Here is a 25,340-nt window from a genome sequence, read left to right on the forward strand (position 1 = left end):
GGGTCGAATCTTGCCTCAAGATTCGACCCGGAACCCTGATCCAGCGCATCCATGACCGGGCTTGACTTAGTTTGGGGTCACAACTAATGTGACGGGCACCGCGCGGTGACATATTCCTATGTGTCATCAAGGAGGTTCCGTCATGCTTCGATCCGCGCGCCTGAGCCTGGGCGCGGCGTTGCTCGCACTCGTGCTGGTCGGCCTGGTGTCGACCCCGGCGCAGGCAGCCGTGTGGTACTCGACCGATCGCTGGGGCACCTGGTCCAACGGCGGCTACACGCTCTACAACAACGTCTGGGGCAGCGGTTACGGCCCGCAGACGATCTGGGCCAACTCCGCCACGAACTGGGGAGTCTGGGCCAACCACCCGAACACCGGTGGGATCAAGGCGTACCCGAACTCGACCAAGTGGTCCGGCAAGAAGGTCAGCGCGCTGGGCACGCTCAGCAGCTCGTTCAACCTCACCGTGCCGACCAGCGGCGTCGCCTTCACCAGCGCGTACGACGTGTGGTCGAGCGACAACGCGCACGAGATCATGCTGTGGATGAACAAGTACGGCGCGGTCGGCCCGCTCGGCACCTTGCAGACGTCGGTCAGCGTCGGCGGCCACTCGTGGAACGTCTACCGCGGCTCCAACGGCTCCAACCAGGTGTACTCCTTCGTCCGGACGAGCAACACGTCGTCGGGGACGGTGGACATCAAGGCGATCTGCACTTGGATCAAGAACCGGGGCTGGTTCGGTGACGTCACGATCGGCAACGTCCAGTTCGGCTACGAGATCACGTCGTCGTCGGGCGGCAAGGACTTCGTGACCAACAACCTCACCATCACCGCCACGTAGACCAGTAGGCACCTGCTTGTGGGCGAGGCTCTCGCGCTCGGTCTTCGGTCCGGCGCGGGGGCCTCGCTGTGCTTTTCCGCCCGATTTTGAGCATCCAATATGGACGTTGACATTGAGACGATTCAAAGCTAACGTCACGCTACCTTTTCCCCAGTAGTTCCCCCGTAACCTCCTCGTAGCAAGGCAGGCGCCGGTGCAGCGACGAGTTCTTCCCCGTGGTCTCGCCCCATCCGATCGGTGGTCGCGATGACCTCGCCTGCCTGGTCGGTCAGGCTCTACGAGGCTGCCGACGAAGTGTTCTGGGCCTTCCAGCTCAGCCTGTGCTGGCTGGTGTTCACGCTGATCGGTGGCGTGGTGCTCGGGGCCGGCCCGGCGACGCTCGCCGCGTACGCGGTGGCTCGTCGGCACGCTCGCAATGAATCGTTTCAGATCTGGCCCGCGTTCGCGGCGCAGTTCCGCCGGGAGTTCGGCCGGGGATCCCTCGTGGTTCTCCCGCTGGCCGGAGCCGTGTTGTTGCTCCTCACCAACTACTTCTACTTCGCGACCATGGGTCCGGCGGGAGCCACCGCCCGGGCGATCACCGGCGTAGCCCTCGTGGCACTGCTGGTGGTGACGGCGTACCTGCTGCCCATGGCCGCCCACTACGACCTGCGCACCTTCGCCTATCTGCCCAAGGCGTCGCTGTTCGCCCTCACCCGTCCGGCCGCGTCGGCGTTGCTGCTGCTGCTCCTCGCGGCATTCGTCTACGCGGTCCAGGCCTACCCCTTCCTGGCGGTCGTGGCGATCGGCGGCTGGATCCAGCTCGACACCTGGCTCTGCCTCCGCTTCTTCGCGGAGAACGAGGCGCGTCTTCAATCGAAAGGACTCTCATGACGACACCGACCCTGCGTCGCCGGCTGCTGGCGGCCGGGCTCGCACTCGCCGGCGTCCTCGGCGTCGCCGCGTGCGGCGACGAACCGGAGCAGACATCGCTCGACACGATCAGCATGATGACCCGCCTGTTCGGCACCGCCCCGGATCAGAACGGGGAGCTGCAGAAGGCCGTCGAGAAGCTGATCGGCAAGAAGCTCGACATCAGCTGGGTGCCCAACGCGGACTACAACGACAAGACCAACGTCGTGCTGGCGTCCAACAAGATCCCCGACGTGATGGTGGTCGACGAGAAGGCCCCGACGTTCGTCAAGGCCGCCGAGGCCGGCGCGTTCTGGGACCTGACCGGCAAGCTCGACAAGTACCCGAACCTCAAGGCCGCCGACGCGCAGACCGAGCGCAACTCCTCGGTCAACGGCAAGGTCTACGGCGTCTACCGGATCCGGCCGCTGCTGCGCTCGGCCGTGGTCATCCGCAAGGACTGGCTGGCCAAGGTCGGCCTGACCGAGCCGCAGTCGGTGGACGACCTGTACAAGATCGCCAAGGCGTTCACCGAGCAGGACCCCGACGGCAACGGCAAGAAGGACACCTACGGCCTGATCATTCCGAAGTGGCCCGGCGGCTACGCCAGCTCCAGCCCGTACGACGTGATGGAGACCTGGTTCGGCGCGCCCAACGGCTGGGGTGAGCGCAACGGCAAGCTCGTGCCGGGCTTCGACACCGACGAGTTCCTCCAGGCCAACCGCGAGCTGAAGAAGTGGATCGGCGAGGGCCTGGTCAACAAGGATTTCGCCACCCTGGACAGTGCCAACTGGAACGACCCGTTCGTCCAGGGCAAGGGCGGCATCATCATCGACGTCAACGTCCGGGCGAACCAGCTGATCGACCTGTTCAAGCAGAAGACCCCGAACGACATCGACAAGGTCGTCATGGTGGGCAACCTGAAGCGGTCGGACGGCCAGAAGTTCTCCGCCCCGTTCACCGGCTACAACAACGTGCTGGCCATCTCCAAGCAGCGCGTACGCACCGACAAGCAGCTCGACGAACTGCTGACGGTGCTGGACAAGCTGGAGTCCAAGGAGGGCTCGGCCCTGCTCAGCAACGGCATCGAGGGCCGCAACTACAAGGTCGACAACGGCAAGGCGGTCCCGATCAACCAGGACGACCCGGCTGTCAAGATCATCCAGAACGATGTGGACAAGGCGTTCATCCAGCTCGGCACCCGGGCCAGTGTCGGGGTCGGGCAGTTCGCGCCGGCGTACGGGGACCAGGTGTCGCAGAAGCTCTATGACCTGCGCGCCACGCTGATGACCGAGGACCTCAAGACGGCGGTGCACAACCCAGCCCTGGCGGTCATCTCGCCGACCCTGGTGCAGAAGGGTGCGACGCTCAACCTGATCATCCCGGACGCCCGGATCAAGTACCTGTCCGGCGCGATCACCGAGGACCAGCTCAAGGCCGAGATCAAGCGCTGGTACGACAGCGGTGGCACCCAGGTCGCCCAGGAGACCAACGACCTGGTGGCAAAGCTCAAGTGACCGTCACGGAGGGCCCGGCCGACCTGGCCGGGCCCTCCCCACCCCTCGATGGGAGGCGGCGTTGGCCACCGACCTCGTCCCCGGTGTGACACCGGAGACTCCGAAGACCAGCCGGCCGCCGTCCGGCCGCGCCGCTCGCCGGGCGCCCGGCCGCGTACTCGCGTCGGCGCTGCGGCATCGCTGGCTGTACGTCATGCTGCTGCCCGGCGTGGTGTACTTCCTGGTCTTCAAGTACTGGCCGATGTACGGCCTGCACATCGCGTTCAAGGAATACCTGCCGTTCCTGGGCTACTCGGGCAGCCCGTGGGTGGGGTTCAAGCAGTTCCAGACGCTGTTCGCCGGTCCCGACTTCGGCCGGCTGATGCTCAACACCCTGATGCTGGCGCTGCTGACGATCGTGTTCGTCTTCCCCGCGCCCATCGTGGTCGCGCTGATGCTCAACGAGCTGCGTACGGTGCTGGTCAAGCGATCGATCCAGTCGCTGATCTACATCCCGCACTTCCTGTCGTGGACGATCGTGGCGTCGCTGACCTACCTGCTGTTCTCCGTCGACTTCGGAGTCCTGGCCAATTTCATCCACACCCTCGTGGGCGGCGAACAGGTCGACTACGTGGCGCAGGAGACCTGGTTCCGGCCGATCATCGTGCTGCAACTGCTGTGGAAGCAGACCGGCTGGGGCACGATCATCTACCTGGCCGCGCTGGCGGGCGTCGACACCCAGCTGTACGAGGCCGCCCGGGTCGACGGCGCCGGGCGCTGGCGGCAGCTGTGGCACATCACGCTGCCGGCCATCCGGCCCGCGATCGTCGTGATGGCCATCCTGACCTCCGGCCACCTGCTGGACTCCGGGTTCGAGCAGATCTGGCTCATGACCACCTCGCTGAACCGGTCGGTGTCCGACGTGTTCGACACGTACGTCTACTACATCGGCATCACGCAGGGCGCGTACAGCTATTCCACGGCCGTCGGCCTGTTCAAGGGCGCCATCGGCGTACTGCTGATCGCCGGCTCGAACTGGCTGGCCAAACGTCTCGGCCAGCGCGGCCTGTACTGAGGGGACGCCGATCATGGCAATCGACAACGTCGCCGGTCCGGCGGCCCAGCGTCGCCGCGGGGTCCGGCACCACGAATCGGCCGGCAGCCGGGTCTTCGACGTCCTCAACGTCGTCGTCCTGCTCGCGCTGGCGGCCATCACCGTGCTGCCGCTGCTCTACGTGGTGGCCGGGTCGTTCGCCACCGAGGCGGAGATCGACTCCCGGCCGTTCTTCCTGTGGCCGCAGAAGTTCGTCACCGACGGCTACGACTACATCTTCGCCAGCGGGACGTTCCTGCGCGCCCTGCTCACGACGATCTGCGTCACGGCGGTCGGCACCGTCGTCCAGGTCGGGCTCACGCTGACGATGGCGTACCCGCTGTCGAAGCGCGCGCTGCCGGGCCGGACCATGGCCATCAACCTGGTCGTGTTCACCCTCGTGTTCAGCGGCGGCATGATCCCCACCTACCTCGTCGTCCGCGACCTGGGCCTGCTCGACAGCTACTGGGCGCTGATCCTGCCGCTGGCGATCAACCCGTTCTACCTCCTCATCGTCAAGAGCTTCTTCCAGGAGCTGCCGGAGGCGCTGGAGGAGGCCGCGCGTATCGACGGCTGCAACGAACTCGGGGTGTTCTGGCGGATCGTGCTGCCGCTGTCCAAACCCGTGATCGCGACGTTCTCGCTGTTCTACGCGGTCGGCATCTGGAACGACTACATGTCGCCGCTGCTCTACATCGACGACGAGCGCAAATGGACGGTCCAGGTGCTGGTCCGGCAGCTCACCGCGGCGAACGCGGACTCGGAGAACGCCCTCAACGCGCTGGAAGGCGCGTTCTTCCCGCAGCAGGGCGTCAAGTTCGCCATCATCGTGCTGGCGACGCTGCCCATCCTGCTGGTGTATCCGTTCCTGCAGAAGCACTTCGCCAAGGGCGTCCTGATCGGATCGGTCAAGGAATGACGGCCGCCACGACGGTGCGCTGGCTCGACGGGCCGACCGGTCGCGGGACCACGTGGGGCGTGCCCTGGCCGCGCGGCACAGTTGCGGCCGGAACCCCGTTCGCGCTGGCGGACGGCACCCCGCTGCAGAGCTGGACCACCGCCACCTGGCCGGACGGCTCGATCAAGTGGACTGCCCACGCGATCTCCCCGGCCGGTCCGCCCCTTTCGGCGTACGAGTTGATGCCTGGAGTGGAGCCGAGCCTGCCCGCGGAGCCGGTGACCGTGACGCGGACCGGCGACGAGGTGCTGGTCCGCACCGGCGCGGTGACCTGGACCCTGCGCGCGCCGGCGGTGATCGCGTCGATCGAGCACGACGGCCGCGAGATCGTCCGCGACGTCCGCACGGTGAGCCTGCGGCAGGACGGCCCGGACGACGACGGCGGCCGCGAGCGGACGCGGACCACCGGCACGGTCGAGACGATCACGGTCGAGCAGGACGGTCCGATACGCGCGGTCGTGCGCCTGGACGGGCGGCACGGCGACTGGCTGCCGTTCCACCTCCGGCTCTACTTCTACGCCGGTCAGAGCGACGTACGCGTGATGCACACGTTCGTTTGGGACGGCGATCCCGAGCGCGACTTCCTGGCCGGGCTCGGGCTGACCGCCGACGTCGTGATGCGGGACCCGCTGCACGATCGGCACGTCCGCGTTGCCGGAGCCGAAGGGTTCCTTACCGAGGCGGTCCGCGGCCTGACCGGGTTGCGCCGTGATCCAGGCGCAGCGGCGCGGCAGGCGCAGATCGTCGGACGCCAGGTGACCGGCATCGAACCCGGCGTCGCCGAGTTGCTGGACTTCGTGCCCGCGTGGAACGACTACACCCTCGACCAGTCCAGTGCGGACGGATTCGTGCTGCGCAAGCGGACGCGGCCCGGCCATGCCTGGGTCACCGTCCCGTCCGGCACCCGATCCGGCGGGTACGCCTATGTCGGCGGCGCGACCGGCGGCGGGCTCGGCTTCGGCCTGCGCGACTTCTGGAAGCTGCACCCGACCCGGCTGGACGTCCGTGACGCGGCGGCCGACGTCGCGACGGCGACCGTGTGGCTGTGGTCGCCGAGCGGGCCCGCGATGGACCTGCGGTACTGGCACGACGGACTGGGCCAGGACACCTACGCCGACCAGTTGCAAGGGCTGGAGATCACCTACGAGGACTACGAGCCCGGCTTCGGAACGCCGTACGGCGTCGCCCGTACGCACGAGCTGAGCCTGCGAGTGCACGGGACCACCCCGTCGCACGACGAGCTCGCCGCGGACCAGGCCGCCATGAACGCGCCGGGACTGCTGACCGCCGCACCGGACCGGCTGCTCGCGGCGAAGGTGTTCGGCAGCTGGGCGCTGCCCGACAAGCGCCACCCGGACATCGAACAGCGCCTGGACTTCCTGTTCGACTTCTACGTGGGCCAGCGCGAACAGCGCCGCTGGTACGGCTTCTGGGACTACGGCGACGTCATGCACGCCTACGACCCCGACCGGCACACCTGGCGCTACGACATCGGCGGGTACGCCTGGGACAACTCGGAGCTGTCGCCTGACCTATGGCTGTGGTACCAGTTCCTGCGTACCGGGCGGGCCGACGTCTTCCGGTTCGCCGAGGCGATGACCCGCCACACCGGCGAGGTCGACGTCTACCACCTCGGGCGATGGCAGGGCCTGGGCTCCCGGCACAATGTGCAGCACTGGGGATGCAGCTGCAAACAGCTGCGCATCTCCAACGCCGCCTACCGCCGGTTCTACTACTACCTGACCGCCGACGAGCGTACGGGTGACCTGCTCGACGAGCTGACCACGCCGGAGACGACGTTCCTCGCGATCGACCCGATCCGCAAGATCCGCACCGACGACTACACGCCCGACCCGGCGGCGCTCTCGATCGGGCTGGGCACCGACTGGGGATCGCTGGCCGCCGCCTGGCTGACCCGTTGGGAACGCCACGGCGACACCGAGGCCCGCGATCGGCTGCTGGGCACGATGGCCGACATCGGCGCGCTGCCGCACGGCTTCTTCACCGGCAACGCCCGCTTCGACCTGCGTACCGGGCGGATCGACCCGGCTGCCGGCGAGTTCGGCGTCTCGCACCTGTCGGCCATGTTCGGGCTGCCCGAGATCGTCGCCGAACTGCTCGGCCTCGACCTCGACCGGCCCGGCTTCGACCGGGCGTGGCTCGACTACTGCCGGCTCTACCTCGCCACGCCCGAGCAGCAGACCGCCGAACTCGGCGCGCCGCTGGTGGGCGTCTCACTCGTCCAGGCGCACAGCCGCCTGGCCGCGTACGCCGCCGCCCGGACGGGGGACCCAGACCTGGCCGCCCTCGCCTGGCGCACGTTCACCCTCGACGAAGGAGATCAGCTCAACACCAACCCGCTGCAACGCCAACCGCAATGGAAGACCACCCGGATCACCGGCACAACCGTGCTCATGCCCGTCGACGAAGCGGCCTTCGTGAGCACCAACGACGCCGCTCAGTACGGGCTAGCCGCAATCCAGTTGCTCGCGCTCGCCGCAGCCCAACGCCCAACTGAATTCGGAGGTCACCACCCATGGAGCCGATCAGACGACGCACCGTCCTAGCCGGCCTGGCCGGCGTACCGCTGACCACCTTCCTGCCCGACCTCGGCCCGCTCGGCGTCTCCACCGCCGCGTACGCCGCCGCCGCCGTTCCCGACGTCCACCTGACCTGGCTCGAAGGCGCGCCGGGCACCCCCGCGACCACCACCTGGGGTACGCCGTGGCCGCAAGGCGCGGTCCCCGGCGACCAGACGTTCCAGCTGTCCACTGCGGACGGTGGAGCCGTGCCGATGCAGAGCTGGCCGCTGGCCTACTGGCCCGACGGTACGCTCAAATGGAGCGCCCACGCCACTGCTGTGTCGGCCCCGGCCGACTCCTACACCTTGGCTGCCGGAGCCTCGGCCGTCCCGGAGACCGCTGTCACCGTCACCGACCAGCACAGCTACCTCGACGTCGACACCGGCGTCATCCGCGCCCGGATCCGCAAGAACGGCCGGGAGCTGATCAGCCAGATCTGGCGCGGCGACGTCGAGATCGCGCGTAAGGGCGTACTCGTCAACCTCCGCCAGGACCACATCGAGGAGGACGAGGAGAAGGCCGCCCCGCGCGACCGCTTCGACAGCGACATCACCTCCGTGACGGTCGAACAGTCCGGGCCGGTCCGCGCGGTCGTGCGGATCGAGGGAACGCACACCAACGAACGCGGCAAGTCCTGGCTGCCGTTCACCGTCCGGCTGTACTTCTACGCCGGCGCGGAGAACATCCGCATGATGCACACGTTCGTCTACGACCGCGACGGCTCCCGCGACTACATCGCCGGCCTGGGCGTACGCTTCCGGGTCCCGATGCGCGACGCCGCGTACGACCGGCATGTGCGCTTCGTCGGCGACGGGCACGGCATGCTCACCGAGGCCGTCAAAGGCATCACCGGCCTGCGGCGCGACCCGGCCGCGAGCGTACGCGCCGCGCAGGTCGCCGGAGCCAAGCTGGCCGACCCGTCCACTTGGGACCAACGGGTCACCACCCGGTTGCAGTACATCCCCGAATGGGGCGATTACACCCTGAGCCAGCTGTCGGCCGACGGGTTCACGGTGAAGAAGCGCACGAAGAAGGGCTACGGCTGGATCGGTGTCGACCAGGGCCGCCGGGCCTCGGGCGTCGGCTATGTCGGCGGGGTGAGCGGCGGATTCGCCTTCGGTCTGCGCGACTTCTGGCAGCGGCACCCCACCCAGCTCGACATCCGCCAGGCGCACACCGAGGAGGCCGAGGTCACCGTCTGGCTGTGGTCGCCGCAGGCCGAGCCGATGGACATGCGGTTCTACCACGACGGGATGGGCCAGGACACCTATCCCGAGCAGCTCCAAGGCCTGGAGATCACCTACGAGGACTACGAGCCCGCGTTCGGCACGCCCTACGGCATCGCCCGCACCAGCGAACTGACCTTCTGGGCGCTGGCCGCGACCCCGTCGGCGGACCGGCTCGCCGACATCGCCGACCAGGTGCGTACGCCGCCGCAGCTGATCAACCCGGTCGGGCACCTGGTGACCAGCAAGGTCTTCGGCGGCCTGTTCGCACCGGTCGACCGGTCGAACCCGGTGAAGGCCGTCATCGAAGACCACCTGGACTTCCTGTTCGGCTTCTACCAGCGGCAGGTGGACCAGCGGCACTGGTACGGCTTCTGGGACTACGGCGACATCATGCACACCTTCGACGAGGACCGCCTCGTCTGGCGCTACGACATCGGCGGCTACGCGTGGGACAACTCCGAGCTGTCGCCCGATCTCTGGCTCTGGTACGCCTTCCTGCGCTCCGGCCGGGCCGACATCTTCCGGTTCGCCGAGGCGATGACCCGGCACACCGGCGAGGTCGACGTCTACCATCTCGGCAAATGGGCCGGGCTCGGCACCCGGCACGGGGTGCAGCACTGGGCCGACAGCGCCAAACAGCAACGCATCAGCACCGCCGTCTACCGCCGCGTCTACTACTACCTGACCGCCGACGAGCGTACGGGTGACCTGCTGTCGCAACTGGTCGACTCCGATCGCACGTTCCTGGTCCTCGACCCGCTCCGCAAGATCCGCACCGAGCCGTACACACCGGACCCGCACGCGCTGTCCATCGGGCTCGGCACCGACTGGAGCGGCCTGGCCGCCGCCTGGCTGACCGAGTGGGAACGTCACGGCCCCAAGGCCGACCTGGCGAAGGCGAAGCTGCTCGGCACGATGGAGACGATCGCCGCGATGCCGAACGGATTCGTCACCGGCAGCGGGCTCTACGATCTCGACACCGGCCGGTTCGCGCCGGTGACCGCCAAGACCGTCAGCGTCTCGCACCTGAGCGCCATGTTCGGCCAGGTCGAGATCTGCGCCGAGGTCATCGGCCTGGTCGACGTGCCCGGCTTCGAGAACGCCTGGCTCCAGTACTGCCGATTGTTCAACGCCTCCAAGACCGAGCAGGCCGCCGAGTGCGGGGCGAACTTCGGCAACCTCATCCTCAAACAGGGGCATGCGCGGCTCACCGCGTACGCGGCCGTCCGGCTGAACCGTGACGACCTGGCCACCCGAGCCTGGAAGGAGTTCTACACCGGCGACGGCTACGGGCCCGCGCTGCCGTGGACCAGCAAGGAGGTCACCTCGACGCTCAACCCGACCGAGGCCGCGACGTGGGTGTCCACCAACACGACCGCGCTCTACGGGCTGGCCGCGATCCAGAACCTCGCCCTCATCGGGGACAAGATCATCGCCCCGTAACCCACGCCGCTACCCGCTTTCGGCGCTGGCCGCTGGCTGCTTCGGGCGCCGGCCGCTGCCGCTTTTGGCGGCGGATCAGGGTTCTAGGTCGAATCTTGCCCCGTGATTCGACCTAGAACCCTGATCCGGTGAGGTGGCTCCGCATGGGCGCGGCGCAGACGGTCAGGAGAGGACGTCGACGGTCAGGTACGCCGACATGGCGTCCAGGAAGTCCGCGGCGTCGAAGATCTCGCCGGCCGATGCGACACCGGTCCTGCGGATCCGGCCGGTCAGGATCCGGTCGAGCGCCTCGACCGCCAGTGGGGCGCTGACGGCGTAGATGTCCTGGCCGCCGGCGACGACACGGCGTCGCTCGTCGCCGGTACGCACCACGACGTCGACGGTGAACGTCTGGTCCGACCGGCCGGAGTCGTCGACCGCGGTGGGCGCCTGCGCGTCAGGTGCGGCCAGGTCCCGGGCCGCCTTCGTCGTCATGTAGGTGCGTACCTCGGGGATGGGCAGATGGCTGGGCACGGTGACGACGTCGGCCATGGTGAACTCGCTGAAGACGCTGCGCCGGCCCAGGGGAGCGGGGAAGTCCCAGTCCACGGTCGGCAGGTCGCCGTCTGCGGCGTAGTAGTCGAGGCGGCCGCCGGTGAACCGGACGCGCCGACCGTTGCGCCGGTCGTGGGACACGGCGCCGGAGGCGATGGTGCCTCCGGTCGGGTGCCAGCTGCTCAGCCCGTACGCGATCTGGGCTTCGTCGGCGGTCGTCCAGTCGCGCATGGCCAGGGTGACGAGCAGGTCGCCGAGACCGCCGTAGAACGCCATCGCCGGGACGACCGCGACGTCCGCTTCGCGAGCCCGGTCGGCGAAGTTCGCGAACGTGTCGGCGTTGGCCTCGATCTCGGCCGCGACGTCCACGTACGGCATCCCGGCCCGCAGGGCCGCCTCGATAACCGCCGTCGCCGTCGAGGCGAACGGACCGGCCGTGTTGATCACCGCGACCGCGTCGGTCAGTGCCTTGTCCAGCGCCGCCGGGTCGTCGGCCGAGGCGACTCGGTACGCCAGCCCCGGATGCGCGTACGCCATCGCCTGAAGCTTGTCGGCGTCGCGGCCGACGAGCAGTGGGACGAACCCGCGATCCAGCAACTCCGCCACCACGAACCGCCCGGTGTGCCCGTACGCACCGAACACCGCCACGGTCTGACCTGCACTCATGGGAACTCCTCAGGCTTGAGAACGTCTCGAAAAGATCGACTGAGCAGATCCTGTCAACAGCGGGCCGACCCGACGAGTGTCTGGAACGACAACCCCCGTACAGTTTCGGACATGAGCACGATCGCCCTCGCCGCCACCGACGGGATGCTGCACTTCGAGCTGGCCATGGCCTGCGAGGTGTTCGTCCGCGACCCGTCCGGCCTGGCCGACCCGTGGTACGACCTGGTGATCTGCGGTAGCGGTCCGGTCCGGGCGGGCAGGTTCCGGGTGGACCCCGACGACGGCTGGGACCGGCTCGCCCGCGCGGACACCGTGATCGTTCCTTCGGTCGAGGACATCGACGCGGAACTGCCGGCCGACCTACTCGACGCCGTACGCGCCGCGCACCAAGCCGGCGCTCGGATGGTCTCGCTGTGCACCGGCGCGTTCGTGCTGGCCGCCGCCGGAGTGCTGGACGGCCTGACCGCCACGACGCACTGGGCGCACACCGAGGCGTTGGCCGCGCGCTACCCGCAGGTGACCGTCGACCCGGATGTGCTCTACGTCGACAACGGCACGGTGCTCGCCTCGGCCGGCAAGGCCGCCGCGATCGACCTGTGCCTGCACCTGATCCGCCGCGACCACGGCTCGACGGTCGCCAACGCGGTCGCCCGGCGACTGGTCGTGCCGCCGCACCGAGCCGGCGGGCAAGCCCAGTTCGTCGCCACCCCGGTCCCCGCCCGGGAGGACCATCCCCTCGCCACACTGTTCCCCTGGGCGATGGCCCGCCTCGACCGGCCGCTCACCGTCGAAGATCTGGCCCGCCAGGCCAACATGAGCTCCCGCAACCTCGCCCGCCAGTTCAAGTCGGTGACCGGCACGACGCCGCTGATCTGGCTGTCGAACCAACGGATCCGCCGAGCGCAGGAGCTGCTGGAGAACACCGACCGCAGCATCGACGCCATCGCGGAGGCGGCCGGGCTGGGCACTGCCACGACGCTGCGCCGTCACTTCCATCGTGCGGTCGGGGTGCCGCCGGACGCGTACCGGCGGACGTTCCGCGGGGTCTGAGCGGGGTCCCGTCGAAGCCCTCATCCGAGCCTGACGGGGTCCATGGGGCGGGTCCGATTGGGTCTGAGGCGGTCCGGGGGACCGTTTGACTCGGTCTGTGGGACGATCCAGCGATGTCGCAAGATCGAGACAGTCTGCTGGCCCAGGCCGTCGGCCTGCGGGAGAGCGATCGGACCGAGGAGGCGCGCGAACTTCTCCTGACGCTGTCGGACCGGTACCCGCAGGATGCCGAGGTGGCGTACCAGACCGCCTGGGCGCATGACAAGCTCGGCCTGGAAGCCGAGGCGGTGGCGTTCTACGAGCGCTCGCTGGCCGCTGCGGGCCTTTCGGCCGAGGATCGGGCCGGCGCGTTCCTCGGACTGGGCAGCACCCTGCGAGCATTGGGCCGCTATGAGGACGCGGTCGCGACCTTGCAGCGCGGGCTCGACGAGTTTCCGGATGACGCGGCGTTGCGGACCTTCCTCGCCATGGCGTTGTACAACGTCGGCCAAGCCCGCGAGTCGGTGTCGCTGCTACTGAGGCTCCTGGCCGAGACGAGCGGCGACGAGCGGGTGCGGCGGTATCGCCGGGCGATCGAGTTCTACGCCCAGGACCTCGACGCGATCGGCTAGATGCTGCGACGGCGTCGCCGGGATGGGTCCGGCGCGGTCGGGGAGTGTCGGCGTCCACTGTTATTGTCCGTGCACTTGCGGGACGACCGACAGCTGGAGGCAGCCGTGGCAATCTCCGATCACATCACGACGTACGCCGGCCTGCCGATCGTCGAGTATCCCGAGGGAAGTCCGGTCGCCGATCCCGCTCTGGTCGCCTGGCGCGTCGACGACCCGGAGTACGAGGGCGGCGAGATCTTCGAGGCGCGGCTGGCGGGCCTGCTCGCCGAACCGTGGGCCGGGCAGGTCACCACCTTGGTCATCGGCAACTGGGGCAGCGCGTACGACACGGCGGCTCCGGTCGAGCGGATCGCCGAGGCGGCAACGAGTCTGCCGTCGCTGCGGGCGCTGTTCCTCGGCGAGCTGACGTTCGAGGAATGCGAGATCTCCTGGATCCAGCACACCGACATCACGCCGTTGTTCGAGGCGTACCCGGAGCTGACGACGCTCACGGTGCGGGGCGCGGAAGGCTTGTCGTTCAAACCGTTGCGGCACACGGCATTGCGGAGCCTGACCTTCCAGTCGGGCGGGCTGGACGCCGGAATCGTGCGGGCCGTCGCGGACAGCGACTTCCCTCAGCTCAACCATTTGGAGCTGTGGCTGGGTGTCGAGAACTACGGCGGAGACGCCACAGTGGACGATCTGAGCCAGATCCTCGCGGGCGGCCGCCTTCCCCGGCTCACGTCGCTCGGCTTGAAGGACGCGGAGATGGCCGACGAGGTGGCAGCCGCGGTCGCCGCCGCGCCGATCGTGGCGCGGCTGGAGGAACTGGACCTGTCGATGGGCGTACTCACCGATGTCGGGGCAGCCGCGTTGCTGGCCGGGCAGCCGTTGACGCACCTGCGGCGGCTGGATCTGCATCATCACTACCTCACGGAACCCGTGGTGGCTCGGATCGTCGCCGAACTGGGCGAGGCCGGTGTCGACGTGGATCTGTCCGAGGCGGATGAGCCGGACGGCACTTGGCGCTATGTCTCGGTCGCCGAGTGAGATGCGGCTGACGGTCGTCGCCAATCCGGGCAGCCGCCGGCTGGCGCTGTTCTCGGCGGCGGTTCGGCGCGCCGGGCTCGCCACTCCGGAGGTCGTCGCCTGGCGCGACGTGGCGGCGGGCGTACCGCTCCGGCCGACGCCCGGATCGTTGGTACGCCTGGAATCTCCCGGCGAGGACGCGGAGGTGGATCGCCTGCTACGCGGGGCCACCACCGAACTCGATCACGGTGAGCTTGCCGGTGGCCGGGCGTGGTACGACGGGTTCTGCCGGGCGGTGCGCCGGATCGCCGACGCCGCGGCCGACCAGCGAGCGCGGCTGCTGGCCGATCCGGCCGAGGTCGCGACGATGTTCGACAAGGCGGCCTGCCACGCTCGGCTTTCCGCTGCGGGCGTGCCGGTTCCGGCGGCGTTGCCGGGATCGCCGACGAACTGGGCGGATCTTCGTGAGCGCCTCGCCGGGGTGGGCTGGCGGCGGGTCTTCGTCAAGCCCCGGCACGGGTCATCGGCCTCCGGGGTGCTCGCGGTGGACTTCGGGCGTGCGGGGCGGTTGGCCGCGACGACCTCGGTGGAGTGGAGCGGTGGCCGGATGTACAACTCGCTTCGCGTACGCCGATATCAGGACGAGCCGACGATCGCCGCGACGGTCGATCGGCTGGCGCCCGACGGGCTGCACGTCGAACGGTGGTTCCCCAAGGCGGGCCTGGCCGGGCGCGTACTCGATCTGCGGGTGGTCGTCATCGCGGGGGAGCCGACCCATGTCGTGGTTCGCAGCAGCAGATCACCGATGACCAACCTGCACCTCGGCGGCGTACGCGGTGATCTGGCGGCGGTCCGGGCCGCTGCGGGCGACGAATACGACGCGGCCATGGAAACGTGCCGGCGGGTGGCTGCGGCGTTTCCCGGGAGTCCGCATGTCGGGGTGGACCTGATGATCGGCTCCGGCTGGCGGTCGCACGCGGTGGCCGAGGTGAACGCGTTCGGTGATCTGCTGCCGGGCCTGCTGGCCGACGGCCGAGACACCTACGACGCGCAGCTTTCAGCGTTGCGAGCCGTGCCCCCGGCCTCCCGATCGGCGTCCTCCGACGGGCGATCCGCGCCTTCGGGAGCGCGAGACTCAGGCGTGCGGGACGGCTCCGGCGTGGAGGCCAGGCACGGACACGGGTCCAGGGTGGCGGCGTGAATCCGGTCGACATGACGGCGGTGGTCGGCTCGCACGACATCGCGCTGATCACGCTGGACACGTTGCGGTACGACGTGGCCGCGAACGAGGCCGCGGCGGGCCGGACGCCGCATCTCACGGGCGTCCTGCCCGGCGGCGCGTGGGAGCGACGGCATTCGCCGGCCAGCTTCACCTACGCGGCGCATCACGCGTTCTTCGCCGGGTTCCTGCCCACGCCGACCGATGCCGGGCCACACCCGCGGCTGTTCGCGGCGCGGTTCCCCGGCAGTGAGACCACCGCCGACGGCACCTGGGTGTTCGATACTCCGGACGTGGTCGGCGGATTGGCCGCCGTCGGTTATCACACGTTGTGCCTCGGCGGCGTCGGCTTCTTCAACCGGCGGTCCGCGCTGGGCAGTGTGCTGCCGGGGTTGTTCGCCGAGGACCATTGGCGTACGGAGTTCGGCGTCACCGAGCCTGATTCGCTGCGGCACCAACTCGACCAGCTCCAGGACAGCTTGACCGGGATGACGCCGGATCGGCCGTTGTTCACCTTTCTCAACGTGTCGGCTCTGCACCAGCCGAACCGGCACTATCTGCCCGGCTGTGCCGAGGACGGCATCAGCAGCCACGCGGCCGCACTGCGCTATGTGGACGGTCATATGCCACGGTTGTTCGAGTTGCTGACGTCACGGGGCCGGCCGTGCTTCGTCGTCATGTGCGCCGACCATGGGACGGCGTACGGGGAGGACGGCCACCACGGCCATCGGATCGGTCACGACGTCGTCTGGACCGTGCCGTACGCCCACTTCACGTTGCGTCCCGGAGAGTGGTGACGGTGCTCGACGGTTCGCCATACCAGGGATACCTTTACGCGTACCCGCATAAGACCGCCTATCGGAGACTCGAACCGCGACCGTCGCTGCGGGAGGTGTGGCAGGACGAGCCGCGGGACAGGCTCTTCCTGTATGTGCACGTGCCGTTCTGTGAGATGCGGTGCGGGTTCTGCAACCTGTTCACCCGGGCGAGGCCGCCGGCCGAGCAGGTGACCGACTACCTGCGTCAGTTGCGGGTCCAGGCCGAGCAGGTCGCCGCGGCGATCGGACCGGCCCGGTACGCCCGCGCCGCCTTCGGCGGCGGAACGCCGACCTATCTGACCGCGGCCGAACTGGACGAGCTGTACGCCGTGACGCGTGACGTGATGGGTCTGCGTCCCGGTGAGGCGGGTCTGTCGGTGGAGACCTCGCCGGCGACGGCGACCGACGATCGGCTGGCGGTGCTCGCCGCGCATGGCACCCATCGGGTGAGCATGGGGGTGCAGAGCTTCCTCGACGCCGAGGCGCACGCCGCTGGACGCCCGCAGAATCGGGCCGAAGTCGACCGGGCGCTCGACGCGTTGCGGGCGGCCCGATTCCCGGTACTCAATCTCGATCTCATCTACGGCATCCCCGGGCAGACTTCGCGGACGTGGGAATACTCCCTGGAGACCGCACTGCAGTGGCAGCCGGAGGAGATCTTCCTCTACCCCCTCTACGTACGCCCGCTGACCGGGCTGGGCCGCCGCGGCGACCCGGACGCGCCGGACGACGACTGGGATCGCCAGCGGCTCGGGCTGTACCGGCAGGGCCGGGATCGACTCCTCGCGGCGGGCTATCGGCAACTGTCCATGCGGCATTTCCGTCGCCGGGAGCTGCCTGACCCGGACGGGCCGGACTACAGCTGCCAGGACGACGGCATGGTCGGGCTCGGCTGCGGCGCACGCTCGTACACCCGGCAGTTGCACTACTCCTTCGACTACGCAGTCAGCGTCCGGGAAGTCCGCGGCATCATCGACGACTACGTTCGCCGGCCCGCTGGGGATTTCGCGTACGCCGAGGTGGGGTTCGCCCTCGACGGCGCCGAGCAGCGTCTGCGCTGGCTGGTGAAGTCATTGCTGCGGGCAGACGGCGCCGACGCGGACGCCTACCGGGCGCAGTTCGGCACCGAGCTGGTCGCCGATCATCCGCATCTGGCCGCGATCGAGGTACGCGGATGGGCCGCCTGGGACGGCCGCGTTCTCCGACTCACGGCGGAGGGGCTCGGCCGCAGCGACCTGATCGGCCCGTGGCTGATCTCCGACACCGTCCGAGCCGCGATGGTGCAGGCGGTGCTGCGATGAATCTGCTGATGCTCTACCGGGGGCCGTTGGCCAGTTGCAACTACGACTGCCCTTACTGTCCCTTCGCCAAACGACGCGACACCCCGGCCCAGCTGCGCGACGATCGGGCAGCGCTCGACCGGTTCGTCGAATGGGTCGTCGCGAACCCGCACGGCGACACGCTTTCTGTGCTGTTCACGCCCTGGGGAGAGGGCCTGACCAGATCCTGGTACCGGCAAGCCCTCGTGCGCCTGTCACACCTGCCGCACGTCGAACGGGTCGCCATCCAGACGAACCTCGCGGGCCGGCTGGCCTGGACCGCTGACGCCGACCCGGAACGGCTCGCGCTGTGGGCCACCTACCACCCCGGCCAGACGAGCCGAGACCGGTTCCTCGCCGCGTGCGCGACCCTGCGACGGCACGGCATCCGGCACTCGGTGGGCATGGTCGGGCTGCCCGAGCACCACGCCGAGGCGGTGGCCGTGCGGGACGCGCTCCCGGCGCAGACCTACCTCTGGATCAACGCCGCCGACGGGCATGTCTACTCCGCCGACGAGGAGGCCCGGTGGACGGCGGTGGACCCGCTGTTCGGCTACAGCGTCCGCCCGCACGCGTCCGCCGGGCACGAATGCTGGGCGGGTGAGACCGCGATCTCGGTCAACGGCGACGGGCTCGTCCGGCGTTGTCACTTCCTGCCCGAGGCCATCGGCAACCTGTACGACGGCTCCTTCCGTACGGCGCTGACCGCCCGCGCGTGCCCGGCCGCCAACTGCGACTGCCACATCGGCTACGTCCACCTGAAACGGCTCGGCCTGCACCAGGTCTTCGCCGGGGGGATCGCCGAGCGCATCCCGGCCGGTCCGCCGCCGGCCTGGGGTGCGCCCGGTCCGCAAGTCAGGTCTGCTGCTGCGGCGCGTACTGCTCCTCGGTGAGGTCGAACGTCCAGGCCACCCCGGCGCGGGCGGTCCGCACGGTCGGCGGCACCCGCAGGAAGTAGGTGCGGCGGGTGCCGTCCGGCTCCGGCGTGGCGTTGACGACCTCGACCATCACGAGCGGCTCGTCGCCGGGCAGGTCCAGCCGCCACAGCACGCCGAAGTCGTCGGACTGGACCCGCGTGGCCTCGGACTCGCTCAGGTAGCGGTCGAACCCGAAGTATTCGAGCATCACCCGGCGTACCTCGGCGTTGCTCTCGGACCGGATGCGGTCGGCCGTCAGATCGGGCAGTTGGGCGGCCACGTCGTCCGGGACGGGCATGCCGCGCCACGCGTACATGCCGAAGCCGTCCGGGTAGGACAACGCCGGTCCGCCCGCGTGGTGCAGCCGGCCCAGGTTGTCGCGGTGCACCTGGTCGGGGCGCTCGGTCAGCACGGCGATCCGCTCGAACGCCCACCACCAGCCCGCCGACCGGGCGACCTGGGCCAACCCGGCCAGCTCGGGGGAGTCGTCGTCGTACGCGGCCAGCCAAGCCGCGTCGTGCTGGCCGAGGATCGCGTCGAGCAGAGCGCCTTGCGCCGCTGCGCCGACCTCGTCGGCGTCCGCCGCGAACTGCTCGGTCAGCCGCGTCCGCAGGGGTGTGACGATCCGGTCGGCAAGCTGCTGCCAGCAACGGCGCGTCGTGGCCATGCTGTGCCGGGCGTAGCCGACCGGGCCGAGTTCGGCGACCAGCGCCGACCGAGCCCGAGCCCATGGGCCCGTCCGCACCTTCGACCGGACGCTCGCGCCGAGTTCCACCCGGCCCGGCAGACAGTCCTGCTCGGCCAGCCAGTCCCAGACGTAGGGGTCGCCGTCGGTTCCCGTCGACAGCATCGCGACCGCCGCCGCGCCGGCCGCCGGCGAACCGAGCCAGATGATCCGTTCGGGCTCGGCCAGCCCGGCGACGGCGTACGCCGCGCGCACGCCGGCCTCGGCGGCGGCCCGATCGGCCGGCTCCGCGCACAGACCGGCGGCGAGCCAGCTCTCGGCCCGCTCGGCCGAACCGATGTCGTCCATAGTGGAGAACGCGTCCGGGGCGAAGGCGTCCATCAGTCGGCCACGAACCGGATCGCGCCGGGGAAGTACTCCCGCTGCCGCACCACGCGATAGGCGCCCGGCGTCAGCGAGATCGGGCCGTGCTCCTCGTGCACGAGCCGCCCGTAGCCCTCGATCAGCAGGTAGAGCCGGTCGGGCTCCTCCGGCGGGCTCAGCAACGCCACCCGCTCGCCGGTCAGCACGTGCGCGTGCCCGGTCGCCTCGCCGAGCGCGAGCACCATCCGATGACGACGGTCGCGGGGCGCGTCGATCAGGCCGGGCGGCAGGTCCGCCGGGGCGATGGGGACTACCAGGACGTCGCCTTGCCGATGCATGAAGCGCTCCTTCGCCGAATCGCTGACGGGTGCAGGCTATGCGGACGGTACGACATCCGGCTCCGCCGCGAACATCTCCTCCAGCACGATCGCCACGCCGTCGTCGTCGTTGCTCGCGGTGACCCGGCCGGCCCGCTCCAGGACGAGCGGATGCGCGTTCGCCACCGCCACCGAGGTGCCCGCCCACTCCAGCACCGGCAGGTCGTTCGGCATGTCGCCGAAGGCCACCACGTCGGCTGGTACGGCGCCCCATCGCTCGCACAGCCGGGCCACCGCCGCCGCCTTCGACACACCCGCCGCCGCGATCTCCACCATCCCCGCGGCGCCCGAGTAGGTGACCGACAGCTCGGGAAGCCTGCGCCGCAAGCGATCCAGCACCGCGTCAGTCACCGCGGCCGGTGTCCACGCGAGCAGCTTCACACAGCTGCCGTCGCGCGCCCAGAGATCGTCGAGGCTCCTCGCCTCCTGCCGAGCCGTCTCGCGGCTGGCCCGACGCAGCCACCCCGGTCCGGTCACCGCCCACTCACCGGTCTCCACCGCGAACGCGACGCCCGGCATCGTCTCCGCCACGACCTTGGCCGCCGCGGCGGCCGCGGGCATCGTCAGCGCGGCCAGGACTTCGACGTCGCCGGTGCCCAGGTCCAGCACGACCGCCCCGTTGGCACACACTGCCACGCCGCTCAGCCCCGCCTCCGCCGCCAGCACGCGGGTGAAACGAGGTGGGCGTCCGGTCGCGATCACGACCCGGGCACCTTGCGCGCGGGTCATCGCGAAGGCTGCTTTGGTACGCGTAGAGATGGTCGCATCGGTGCGTAGCAGGGTTCCGTCGAGATCCACGACGACGACGATCATGACCGAGCCTAACCTGCTCCGGCTGCCGTCCGATCAGCTGTCGGGCCTGGTCGATGGATTCGCGGTGGACGGCACCCGTAAGGTTTGGGCGCGAATTCTCGTGAAGCGCGATGGAGAGTATTCCGATGGATCTGACCACGGCCTACACCGATGCCTGGCACCGGCAGCCCGATCCGGTGGAGCGGGCGGGCGACCGCCGGCCGACGAACGAACAGTGGGTGCTGGTCGCGGCGGTGTGGCTGCTGGCGATGTGGTCGCCGGACCAGGCCCCCGGCTGGGCATCCACATTGGTGCCCGGCAGGACCAAGGCGCGCCAGGATCAACAGTGGCCGGCGTCGCTGCCGCTATCGGAGATCGCGGACGTCGGCGACCTGGCGGAGGTCACGGATGCGGCGGTACTGACCAGCCGGGTGTCGACCGGTCCGGGGCGGCCGTACGAGCCGGCCCGCGCCGACGAGGAGGTGGCAGCCGAACTCGTGGCATTGATCTCGGACGTGATCGCGGCGCACGATCAGCGCGGGCGGGCGCTCGTGCGGTTCCTCGCCGACAAGGTCGCCGGCCCATTCTCCGATGTACTCCGGCTCACCGTCGCCGAGGCCGGGCCGGGCTTGCCGGAGCCGCTGCACCTGCTGCACCGCGACACTTGGGGCAGCACGCTGCGGGCCTCGCTGACTCCGGCCGCAGAGGTCCAGCCGCCGCCCGTCCTCGCCGCCGACGGCCCCGACGCGGGTCTGCGTACTCGGATCGCCTGCGGCATGACGTTGCTGAGCGACCTGCTCTGGGTGAACAACAACACCCCGGTCACCTTCAGGTTCCGGATCGGCCGGCTTGATCGAAGCGGCGGCGACCGGATGAGCAGCGACCGGATGACCACGGCGGCCCACTGGTGGGCCGAGAACCGCGAAGACGCGGATGAGCACGGCCTGGAAGACTTTCGTCCCATCTCGGCCACCGATCTTCGGACCGGCCTGCGCAACGAGGTGCGGCTGCACCTGATCGAGCTGCTCGACGACGAGTCCGGCGGCCTCGACGAGGTCCCCGAAGTGCCGGCCGACCACCTCGTGACGTTCCTCCTCGACGACCTGCTGGACGTCATCCTGACCCGTATGGGGCGCGACGTACGCATCGCCTGTGCGGGCCTCCTGCCGGTGACGTGGCCCCCGGACGAGGAGGACGACTCCATGGCGACCACCGTGCTGCTGGCCACCGCGGACGAGGTCGCGGTTCTCGAGGTCGACCTGTCCGACTGAGGCCGGATCCACGGTGAAGTCAGTCCCGGTCGGTCTCCTTGGTTCCGCCGGGCAGCCCTTGCCGGCGGCGACTTCTTGATCAGGGTCACTTCCACGTTGCCATGGCGACAGGGAAATGACCCTGATCATGCGGAACGCCGTCGGCGACTGCGGTCGCTCGACGGGTACGGCGGGTACAGTGCGACGGCGTCACTTCGATCATCCGTCCAGCCGAGGGAAGCCGCCGTGGAGTATGTGAAGCTCGGCCCGACCGGCCTGGACGTCTCGCGGATCTGCCTGGGCTGCATGAGTTTCGGCGAGCCCGACCGGGGCGCCCACACCTGGACGCTGCCGGAGGAGGCGAGCCGCGCACTCATCCGGCACGCGATCGACCTCGGCGTGAACTTCTTCGACACGGCCAACGTCTACTCCGACGGCAGCAGCGAGGAGATCGTCGGCCGTGCCCTGCGTGACTTCGCCCGCCGGGACGAGATCGTCCTCGCGACGAAGGTCCACGGCGTCATGCGCCCTGGCCCGAACGGCGGCGGGCTGAGCCGTAAGGCCATCCTGACCGAGATCGACAACAGTCTTCGGCGGCTCGGGACGGACTACGTGGATCTCTACCAGATCCATCGGTGGGATCCGCGTACGCCGATCGAGGAGACCTTGGAAGCGTTGCACGACGTGGTCAAGGCGGGCAAGGCGCGCTACATCGGAGCGTCGTCGATGTACGCCTGGCAGTTCGCCAAGGCGCTCTACCTGGCCGATCGGCACGGCTGGACGCGGTTCGTCACGATGCAGAACCACTACAACCTGATCCATCGCGAGGAGGAGCGCGAGATGCTGCCGTTCTGCGCGGATCAGGGCGTCGGCGTGCTGCCGTGGAGTCCGCTGGCGCGTGGCCGGCTCACCCGGGATCCGGGCGCTTCCAGTGAGCGGCAGGCCGATGACGCGTACGGGAGCATGCTGTATTCCGCGACGGATGAGGCCGACCGGCGCATCGTGGCGCGCGTGGGGGAGTCGGCGGCTGCCCGGGGTGTGTCGCGGGCGCAGGTCGCCCTCGCCTGGGTCGCCCGGCATCCGGCCGTGACCGCCCCCATCGTGGGTGCGACCCGGCTGGAGCATCTCGACGACGCCGTGGCGGCGCTGGAACTGCGGTTGGACGACGACGAGGTCACCGCGCTGGAGGAGCTGTACCTGCCGCATCCCGTCGTCGGCTTCGCCTGACGAGACTCCGGTCAGCCCGCTTCTTCGGCAGCCTCCGGTTGGCGGACAACGCGTACGCCCGTGCGGTTGGCCGCCGCCAGGGTCGCCACGAAGGCCGCCTGGAGCACGAGTTCGCCGAGGTTGCCGATCCAGAACCGAGTCGCGCCCGCCGCTGCGGCGGCGAACATGACGACGGCTCCTACGAGTAGCCAGGGGATGCCGGCGCGACGCCAGACGGCTGCGCCGATGGCGATGACCGCGATGACGGTGGCGATCGCGGCCAGTGGCGGCCCGCCGCGCTCGCTGACATAGCGCAGCGTTCCCGCTTCGGACTGCGTACGCAGGTCCAATCTGGACGCCTCGGTCGCCATCCCCAGCGCGATCAGGCCGGTGACGACGACGCCGACGGCGATCCGCCCGGGCGTGCGGGCGAGGACGGCGACGCCGAGGGATGCCGCGAGGGCGGCTGCGGCGGCGACGGCGAGTGGCGTCACGAGGCTGTGTAGCCAGAACCGGGCGGCGTTGAGGGCGAGCAGGGTGTCGCCGGTCCCGATCGCCCGGCCGGCGGCGATCACGGCGTCGTCGTACGCGACGGTGACGCAGAGCGTCGCGATGAGCGCCCGAGGCGCGGCGGGGGTGTCCGGCCGCCGGACGGCGAAGACCGCTAGGGCCAGGAGGGCCGCCGCGACGGCGGCGAGTGTTGCCGTGAGCATGCTGCACCGCCGTTCGAGAACGGAGCTGTTTCGAGAACAGAAACGATGTTTCGATGAGGGAAATGCTGTACGCAAAGTTCCTGGTAAACGAGGTCTCCAAAGTCAGCTCCGGCAAACAACGCCGATCAGACGGTTGACAACTCCGGCTCTCGCTGACTTCATAAACGTATCGCTGAAGATAACACTGTTTCGTCTAGCGAAACAGTGAGGAAGGAGGCTCGATGCGAAGGAAGTGGGCGGTTCTGGCCGGCAGTCTCGCCGTCGTCACCGTGCTCGGCCTGTCCGGTTCACCGGCACAGGCGTACGGCCCGACGGCGAATTCGCTGGGCTGCCGCCTGTACTTCGGCGACACCGGGTCGGGCTCATCCCCGACGACCTGGGACGACACGTTCGGCCTGACCTTGTCGCCGGCCCAGCCGGCGCCCGGGCAGACCGTCACGGTCACCTTCACCGCGGCCGCCGGACCCACCAACGGCCCGGCTCCGCTGAACGCCGGTGACGTGCCGGTCGTGATCACCGTCGCCCTGGCCGGGGCACAGACCGGCACGGCGACGCTGAACCTGGCCGCCTATCCGGCGGCGGCGAAGGACCCCTACGTGCCGTTGGGCGCCATCACCGCGACGGGAACCTTCGTCGCGGGCCCCGCCGGCGCCGTCACCGCCACGGTGCGGCAGGTCAAGTTCGCCAACGCCACCGCCGCGACGTACTGCTCGGCCGCGGGCGACCGCGACCACAAGGCGGCCCCCGTCGCGACGTCCATCGTGGAGCCCTTCACGGTCTTCGACGGCACGGTCAGCGTCACCTCGGTGACCGGCCAGACCGTCACGACCCACGCCCGCGCAGGCGCAGTCGTCTCCTACGCGGTCACCGGTCTCGCGCCGAACGCCACCCTGACGGCATCCCTCAAGGACGCCGCCGGGCAGGGCGCCGGCGAGGGAACGGCGGGCGGCACCACCGGTGGCACCGGCACTGGGTCGGGCACCCTCACGGTCCCGGCCGACGCCACCACGGGAGCGCGTACCCTCGCGGTCTCCGACGGCGTCAACACCGTCCTCGCGCCGATCACCATCCTGGGCGCGCCCACCGTCTCCATCACCCCCGGTGGTGGCGGCACGGGTACGCACATCGAAGTGAGCGGCACCAACTGGAACCCCGGCAGCACCGTCACCATCCGCGGGTACCAGGTGACCTGGGACGGCAACCTGCATCCGTCGGAGGCGCAGTTCGGCTGCTTCACCGTGGCGACCGACCTGTGCGGCGACGGCGGCCTGCGTTACCA

At 69.6% G+C, this 25,340-nt stretch carries 22 protein-coding genes; 17 read left to right on the forward strand and 5 right to left on the reverse strand.

The annotated features are described in order from the left end of the window. Nucleotides 1-142: 142 nt before the first annotated feature. The 7 genes from AB0M47_RS32855 to AB0M47_RS32885 all read left to right on the forward strand — a co-directional run bounded on the left by AB0M47_RS32855 (nucleotide 143) and on the right by AB0M47_RS32885 (nucleotide 10,533). Nucleotides 143-841 (forward strand): hypothetical protein, encoded by a 699-nt coding sequence (locus tag AB0M47_RS32855; RefSeq protein ID WP_363420987.1) that lies wholly within the window; start codon nucleotides 143-145, stop codon nucleotides 839-841. Nucleotides 842-1,087: 246 nt separating this feature from the next. Continuing rightward, nucleotides 1,088-1,714, forward strand: coding sequence for a DUF624 domain-containing protein (locus AB0M47_RS32860; RefSeq protein ID WP_363420989.1), 627 nt, complete (start codon nucleotides 1,088-1,090; stop codon nucleotides 1,712-1,714). Beyond that, on the forward strand, nucleotides 1,711-3,249 hold the full coding sequence (locus AB0M47_RS32865; protein ID WP_363420990.1) for an extracellular solute-binding protein: 1,539 nt from the start codon (nucleotides 1,711-1,713) through the stop codon (nucleotides 3,247-3,249). Before AB0M47_RS32860 ends, AB0M47_RS32865 begins: the two co-directional genes overlap by 4 nt. Nucleotides 3,250-3,310: 61 nt before the next feature. Further along, on the forward strand, nucleotides 3,311-4,303 hold the full coding sequence (locus AB0M47_RS32870; RefSeq protein WP_363420992.1) for an ABC transporter permease subunit: 993 nt from the start codon (nucleotides 3,311-3,313) through the stop codon (nucleotides 4,301-4,303). Between the two features lie 13 nt (nucleotides 4,304-4,316). Beyond that, complete coding sequence (locus tag AB0M47_RS32875) at nucleotides 4,317-5,240, forward strand: carbohydrate ABC transporter permease (RefSeq protein ID WP_363420994.1); 924 nt, start codon at nucleotides 4,317-4,319, stop codon at nucleotides 5,238-5,240. Further along, on the forward strand, nucleotides 5,237-7,846 hold the full coding sequence (locus tag AB0M47_RS32880; protein WP_363420996.1) for a hypothetical protein: 2,610 nt from the start codon (nucleotides 5,237-5,239) through the stop codon (nucleotides 7,844-7,846). The genes AB0M47_RS32875 and AB0M47_RS32880 overlap by 4 nt, the downstream gene beginning before the upstream one ends. Further along, entirely contained in the window at nucleotides 7,816-10,533 is a 2,718-nt protein-coding gene (locus tag AB0M47_RS32885) for a hypothetical protein (protein ID WP_363420998.1), read from the forward strand. Before AB0M47_RS32880 ends, AB0M47_RS32885 begins: the two co-directional genes overlap by 31 nt. A gap of 162 nt (nucleotides 10,534-10,695) precedes the next feature. Here the strand turns inward: AB0M47_RS32885 and AB0M47_RS32890 are convergent, their stop codons facing one another. Continuing rightward, a complete protein-coding gene (locus tag AB0M47_RS32890; RefSeq protein WP_363421000.1) occupies nucleotides 10,696-11,733 on the reverse strand; it encodes a saccharopine dehydrogenase NADP-binding domain-containing protein in 1,038 nt (345 codons plus the stop codon). Nucleotides 11,734-11,844: 111 nt separating this feature from the next. Between AB0M47_RS32890 and AB0M47_RS32895 the strand changes: the two genes are divergently transcribed. The 7 genes from AB0M47_RS32895 (at nucleotide 11,845) to AB0M47_RS32925 (ending at nucleotide 18,651) form a co-directional block, all read left to right on the forward strand. Further along, nucleotides 11,845-12,783, forward strand: coding sequence for a helix-turn-helix domain-containing protein (locus AB0M47_RS32895; RefSeq protein WP_363421002.1), 939 nt, complete (start codon nucleotides 11,845-11,847; stop codon nucleotides 12,781-12,783). Between the two features lie 113 nt (nucleotides 12,784-12,896). Further along, nucleotides 12,897-13,394 carry a tetratricopeptide repeat protein gene (locus tag AB0M47_RS32900; RefSeq protein WP_363421003.1) on the forward strand — a complete coding sequence of 166 codons (498 nt, stop codon included), beginning with the start codon at nucleotides 12,897-12,899 and terminating at the stop codon, nucleotides 13,392-13,394. Nucleotides 13,395-13,499: 105 nt separating this feature from the next. After that, on the forward strand, nucleotides 13,500-14,423 hold the full coding sequence (locus AB0M47_RS32905; RefSeq protein ID WP_363421005.1) for an STM4015 family protein: 924 nt from the start codon (nucleotides 13,500-13,502) through the stop codon (nucleotides 14,421-14,423). Continuing rightward, a complete protein-coding gene (locus tag AB0M47_RS32910; RefSeq protein ID WP_363421007.1) occupies nucleotides 14,404-15,603 on the forward strand; it encodes an STM4014 family protein in 1,200 nt (399 codons plus the stop codon). The genes AB0M47_RS32905 and AB0M47_RS32910 overlap by 20 nt, the downstream gene beginning before the upstream one ends. Beyond that, nucleotides 15,600-16,418 (forward strand): STM4013/SEN3800 family hydrolase, encoded by an 819-nt coding sequence (locus tag AB0M47_RS32915; protein ID WP_363421008.1) that lies wholly within the window; start codon nucleotides 15,600-15,602, stop codon nucleotides 16,416-16,418. The genes AB0M47_RS32910 and AB0M47_RS32915 overlap by 4 nt, the downstream gene beginning before the upstream one ends. A 2-nt stretch (nucleotides 16,419-16,420) precedes the next feature. Then, a complete protein-coding gene (locus tag AB0M47_RS32920) occupies nucleotides 16,421-17,740 on the forward strand; it encodes an STM4012 family radical SAM protein (RefSeq protein WP_363421010.1) in 1,320 nt (439 codons plus the stop codon). After that, nucleotides 17,737-18,651 carry an STM4011 family radical SAM protein gene (locus tag AB0M47_RS32925; RefSeq protein ID WP_363421012.1) on the forward strand — a complete coding sequence of 305 codons (915 nt, stop codon included), beginning with the start codon at nucleotides 17,737-17,739 and terminating at the stop codon, nucleotides 18,649-18,651. The genes AB0M47_RS32920 and AB0M47_RS32925 overlap by 4 nt, the downstream gene beginning before the upstream one ends. Here AB0M47_RS32925 and AB0M47_RS32930 read toward each other — a convergent pair. The 3 genes from AB0M47_RS32930 to AB0M47_RS32940 are packed head-to-tail and all read right to left on the reverse strand — an operon-like array spanning nucleotide 18,614 to nucleotide 20,913. Beyond that, entirely contained in the window at nucleotides 18,614-19,741 is a 1,128-nt protein-coding gene (locus AB0M47_RS32930) for a DUF6745 domain-containing protein (RefSeq protein ID WP_363421014.1), read from the reverse strand. The genes AB0M47_RS32925 and AB0M47_RS32930 overlap by 38 nt on opposite strands. Then, nucleotides 19,741-20,061, reverse strand: coding sequence for a hypothetical protein (locus AB0M47_RS32935; RefSeq protein ID WP_363421016.1), 321 nt, complete (start codon nucleotides 20,059-20,061; stop codon nucleotides 19,741-19,743). The genes AB0M47_RS32930 and AB0M47_RS32935 overlap by 1 nt, the downstream gene beginning before the upstream one ends. Nucleotides 20,062-20,097: 36 nt before the next feature. Then, on the reverse strand, nucleotides 20,098-20,913 hold the full coding sequence (locus AB0M47_RS32940; protein ID WP_363421019.1) for an HAD family hydrolase: 816 nt from the start codon (nucleotides 20,911-20,913) through the stop codon (nucleotides 20,098-20,100). A gap of 125 nt (nucleotides 20,914-21,038) precedes the next feature. Between AB0M47_RS32940 and AB0M47_RS32945 the strand changes: the two genes are divergently transcribed. Beyond that, complete coding sequence (locus tag AB0M47_RS32945) at nucleotides 21,039-22,163, forward strand: hypothetical protein (protein ID WP_363421022.1); 1,125 nt, start codon at nucleotides 21,039-21,041, stop codon at nucleotides 22,161-22,163. Between the two features lie 225 nt (nucleotides 22,164-22,388). Next, nucleotides 22,389-23,369: an aldo/keto reductase gene (locus AB0M47_RS32950; protein WP_363421025.1), complete on the forward strand. Its 981-nt coding sequence runs from the start codon at nucleotides 22,389-22,391 to the stop codon at nucleotides 23,367-23,369. Nucleotides 23,370-23,380: 11 nt separating this feature from the next. Here AB0M47_RS32950 and AB0M47_RS32955 read toward each other — a convergent pair whose 3' ends face one another. After that, nucleotides 23,381-24,061 (reverse strand): hypothetical protein, encoded by a 681-nt coding sequence (locus tag AB0M47_RS32955; protein WP_363421027.1) that lies wholly within the window; start codon nucleotides 24,059-24,061, stop codon nucleotides 23,381-23,383. Nucleotides 24,062-24,282: 221 nt separating this feature from the next. On the opposite strand from AB0M47_RS32955, the gene AB0M47_RS32960 reads away from it, so the two are divergent. Further along, nucleotides 24,283-25,340, forward strand: a 1,058-nt coding sequence (locus tag AB0M47_RS32960; protein WP_363421030.1) for a hypothetical protein, incomplete at its 3' end; no start/stop codon positions are given.

Origin of the sequence: Hamadaea sp. NPDC051192, from assembly GCF_040682475.1 — a bacterium.
Lineage (GTDB): Bacteria > Actinomycetota > Actinomycetes > Mycobacteriales > Micromonosporaceae > Hamadaea > Hamadaea flava.

Bases quoted from the DNA above. Each gene is read 5' to 3' on its own strand.
- AB0M47_RS32935 (WP_363421016.1), bottom strand. From the start codon at position 20,061: ATGCATCGGCAAGGCGACGTCCTGGTAGTCCCCATCGCCCCGGCGGAC.
- AB0M47_RS32890 (WP_363421000.1), bottom strand. From the start codon at position 11,733: ATGAGTGCAGGTCAGACCGTGGCGGTGTTCGGTGCGTACGGGCACACC.
- AB0M47_RS32945 (WP_363421022.1), top strand. From the start codon at position 21,039: ATGGATCTGACCACGGCCTACACCGATGCCTGGCACCGGCAGCCCGAT.
- AB0M47_RS32955 (WP_363421027.1), bottom strand. From the start codon at position 24,061: ATGCTCACGGCAACACTCGCCGCCGTCGCGGCGGCCCTCCTGGCCCTA.
- AB0M47_RS32930 (WP_363421014.1), bottom strand. From the start codon at position 19,741: ATGGACGCCTTCGCCCCGGACGCGTTCTCCACTATGGACGACATCGGT.
- AB0M47_RS32865 (WP_363420990.1), top strand. From the start codon at position 1,711: ATGACGACACCGACCCTGCGTCGCCGGCTGCTGGCGGCCGGGCTCGCA.
- AB0M47_RS32900 (WP_363421003.1), top strand. From the start codon at position 12,897: ATGTCGCAAGATCGAGACAGTCTGCTGGCCCAGGCCGTCGGCCTGCGG.
- AB0M47_RS32875 (WP_363420994.1), top strand. From the start codon at position 4,317: ATGGCAATCGACAACGTCGCCGGTCCGGCGGCCCAGCGTCGCCGCGGG.
- AB0M47_RS32885 (WP_363420998.1), top strand. From the start codon at position 7,816: ATGGAGCCGATCAGACGACGCACCGTCCTAGCCGGCCTGGCCGGCGTA.
- AB0M47_RS32910 (WP_363421007.1), top strand. From the start codon at position 14,404: ATGTCTCGGTCGCCGAGTGAGATGCGGCTGACGGTCGTCGCCAATCCG.
- AB0M47_RS32940 (WP_363421019.1), bottom strand. From the start codon at position 20,913: ATGATCGTCGTCGTCGTGGATCTCGACGGAACCCTGCTACGCACCGAT.
- AB0M47_RS32880 (WP_363420996.1), top strand. From the start codon at position 5,237: ATGACGGCCGCCACGACGGTGCGCTGGCTCGACGGGCCGACCGGTCGC.
- AB0M47_RS32925 (WP_363421012.1), top strand. From the start codon at position 17,737: ATGAATCTGCTGATGCTCTACCGGGGGCCGTTGGCCAGTTGCAACTAC.
- AB0M47_RS32860 (WP_363420989.1), top strand. From the start codon at position 1,088: ATGACCTCGCCTGCCTGGTCGGTCAGGCTCTACGAGGCTGCCGACGAA.
- AB0M47_RS32895 (WP_363421002.1), top strand. From the start codon at position 11,845: ATGAGCACGATCGCCCTCGCCGCCACCGACGGGATGCTGCACTTCGAG.
- AB0M47_RS32855 (WP_363420987.1), top strand. From the start codon at position 143: ATGCTTCGATCCGCGCGCCTGAGCCTGGGCGCGGCGTTGCTCGCACTC.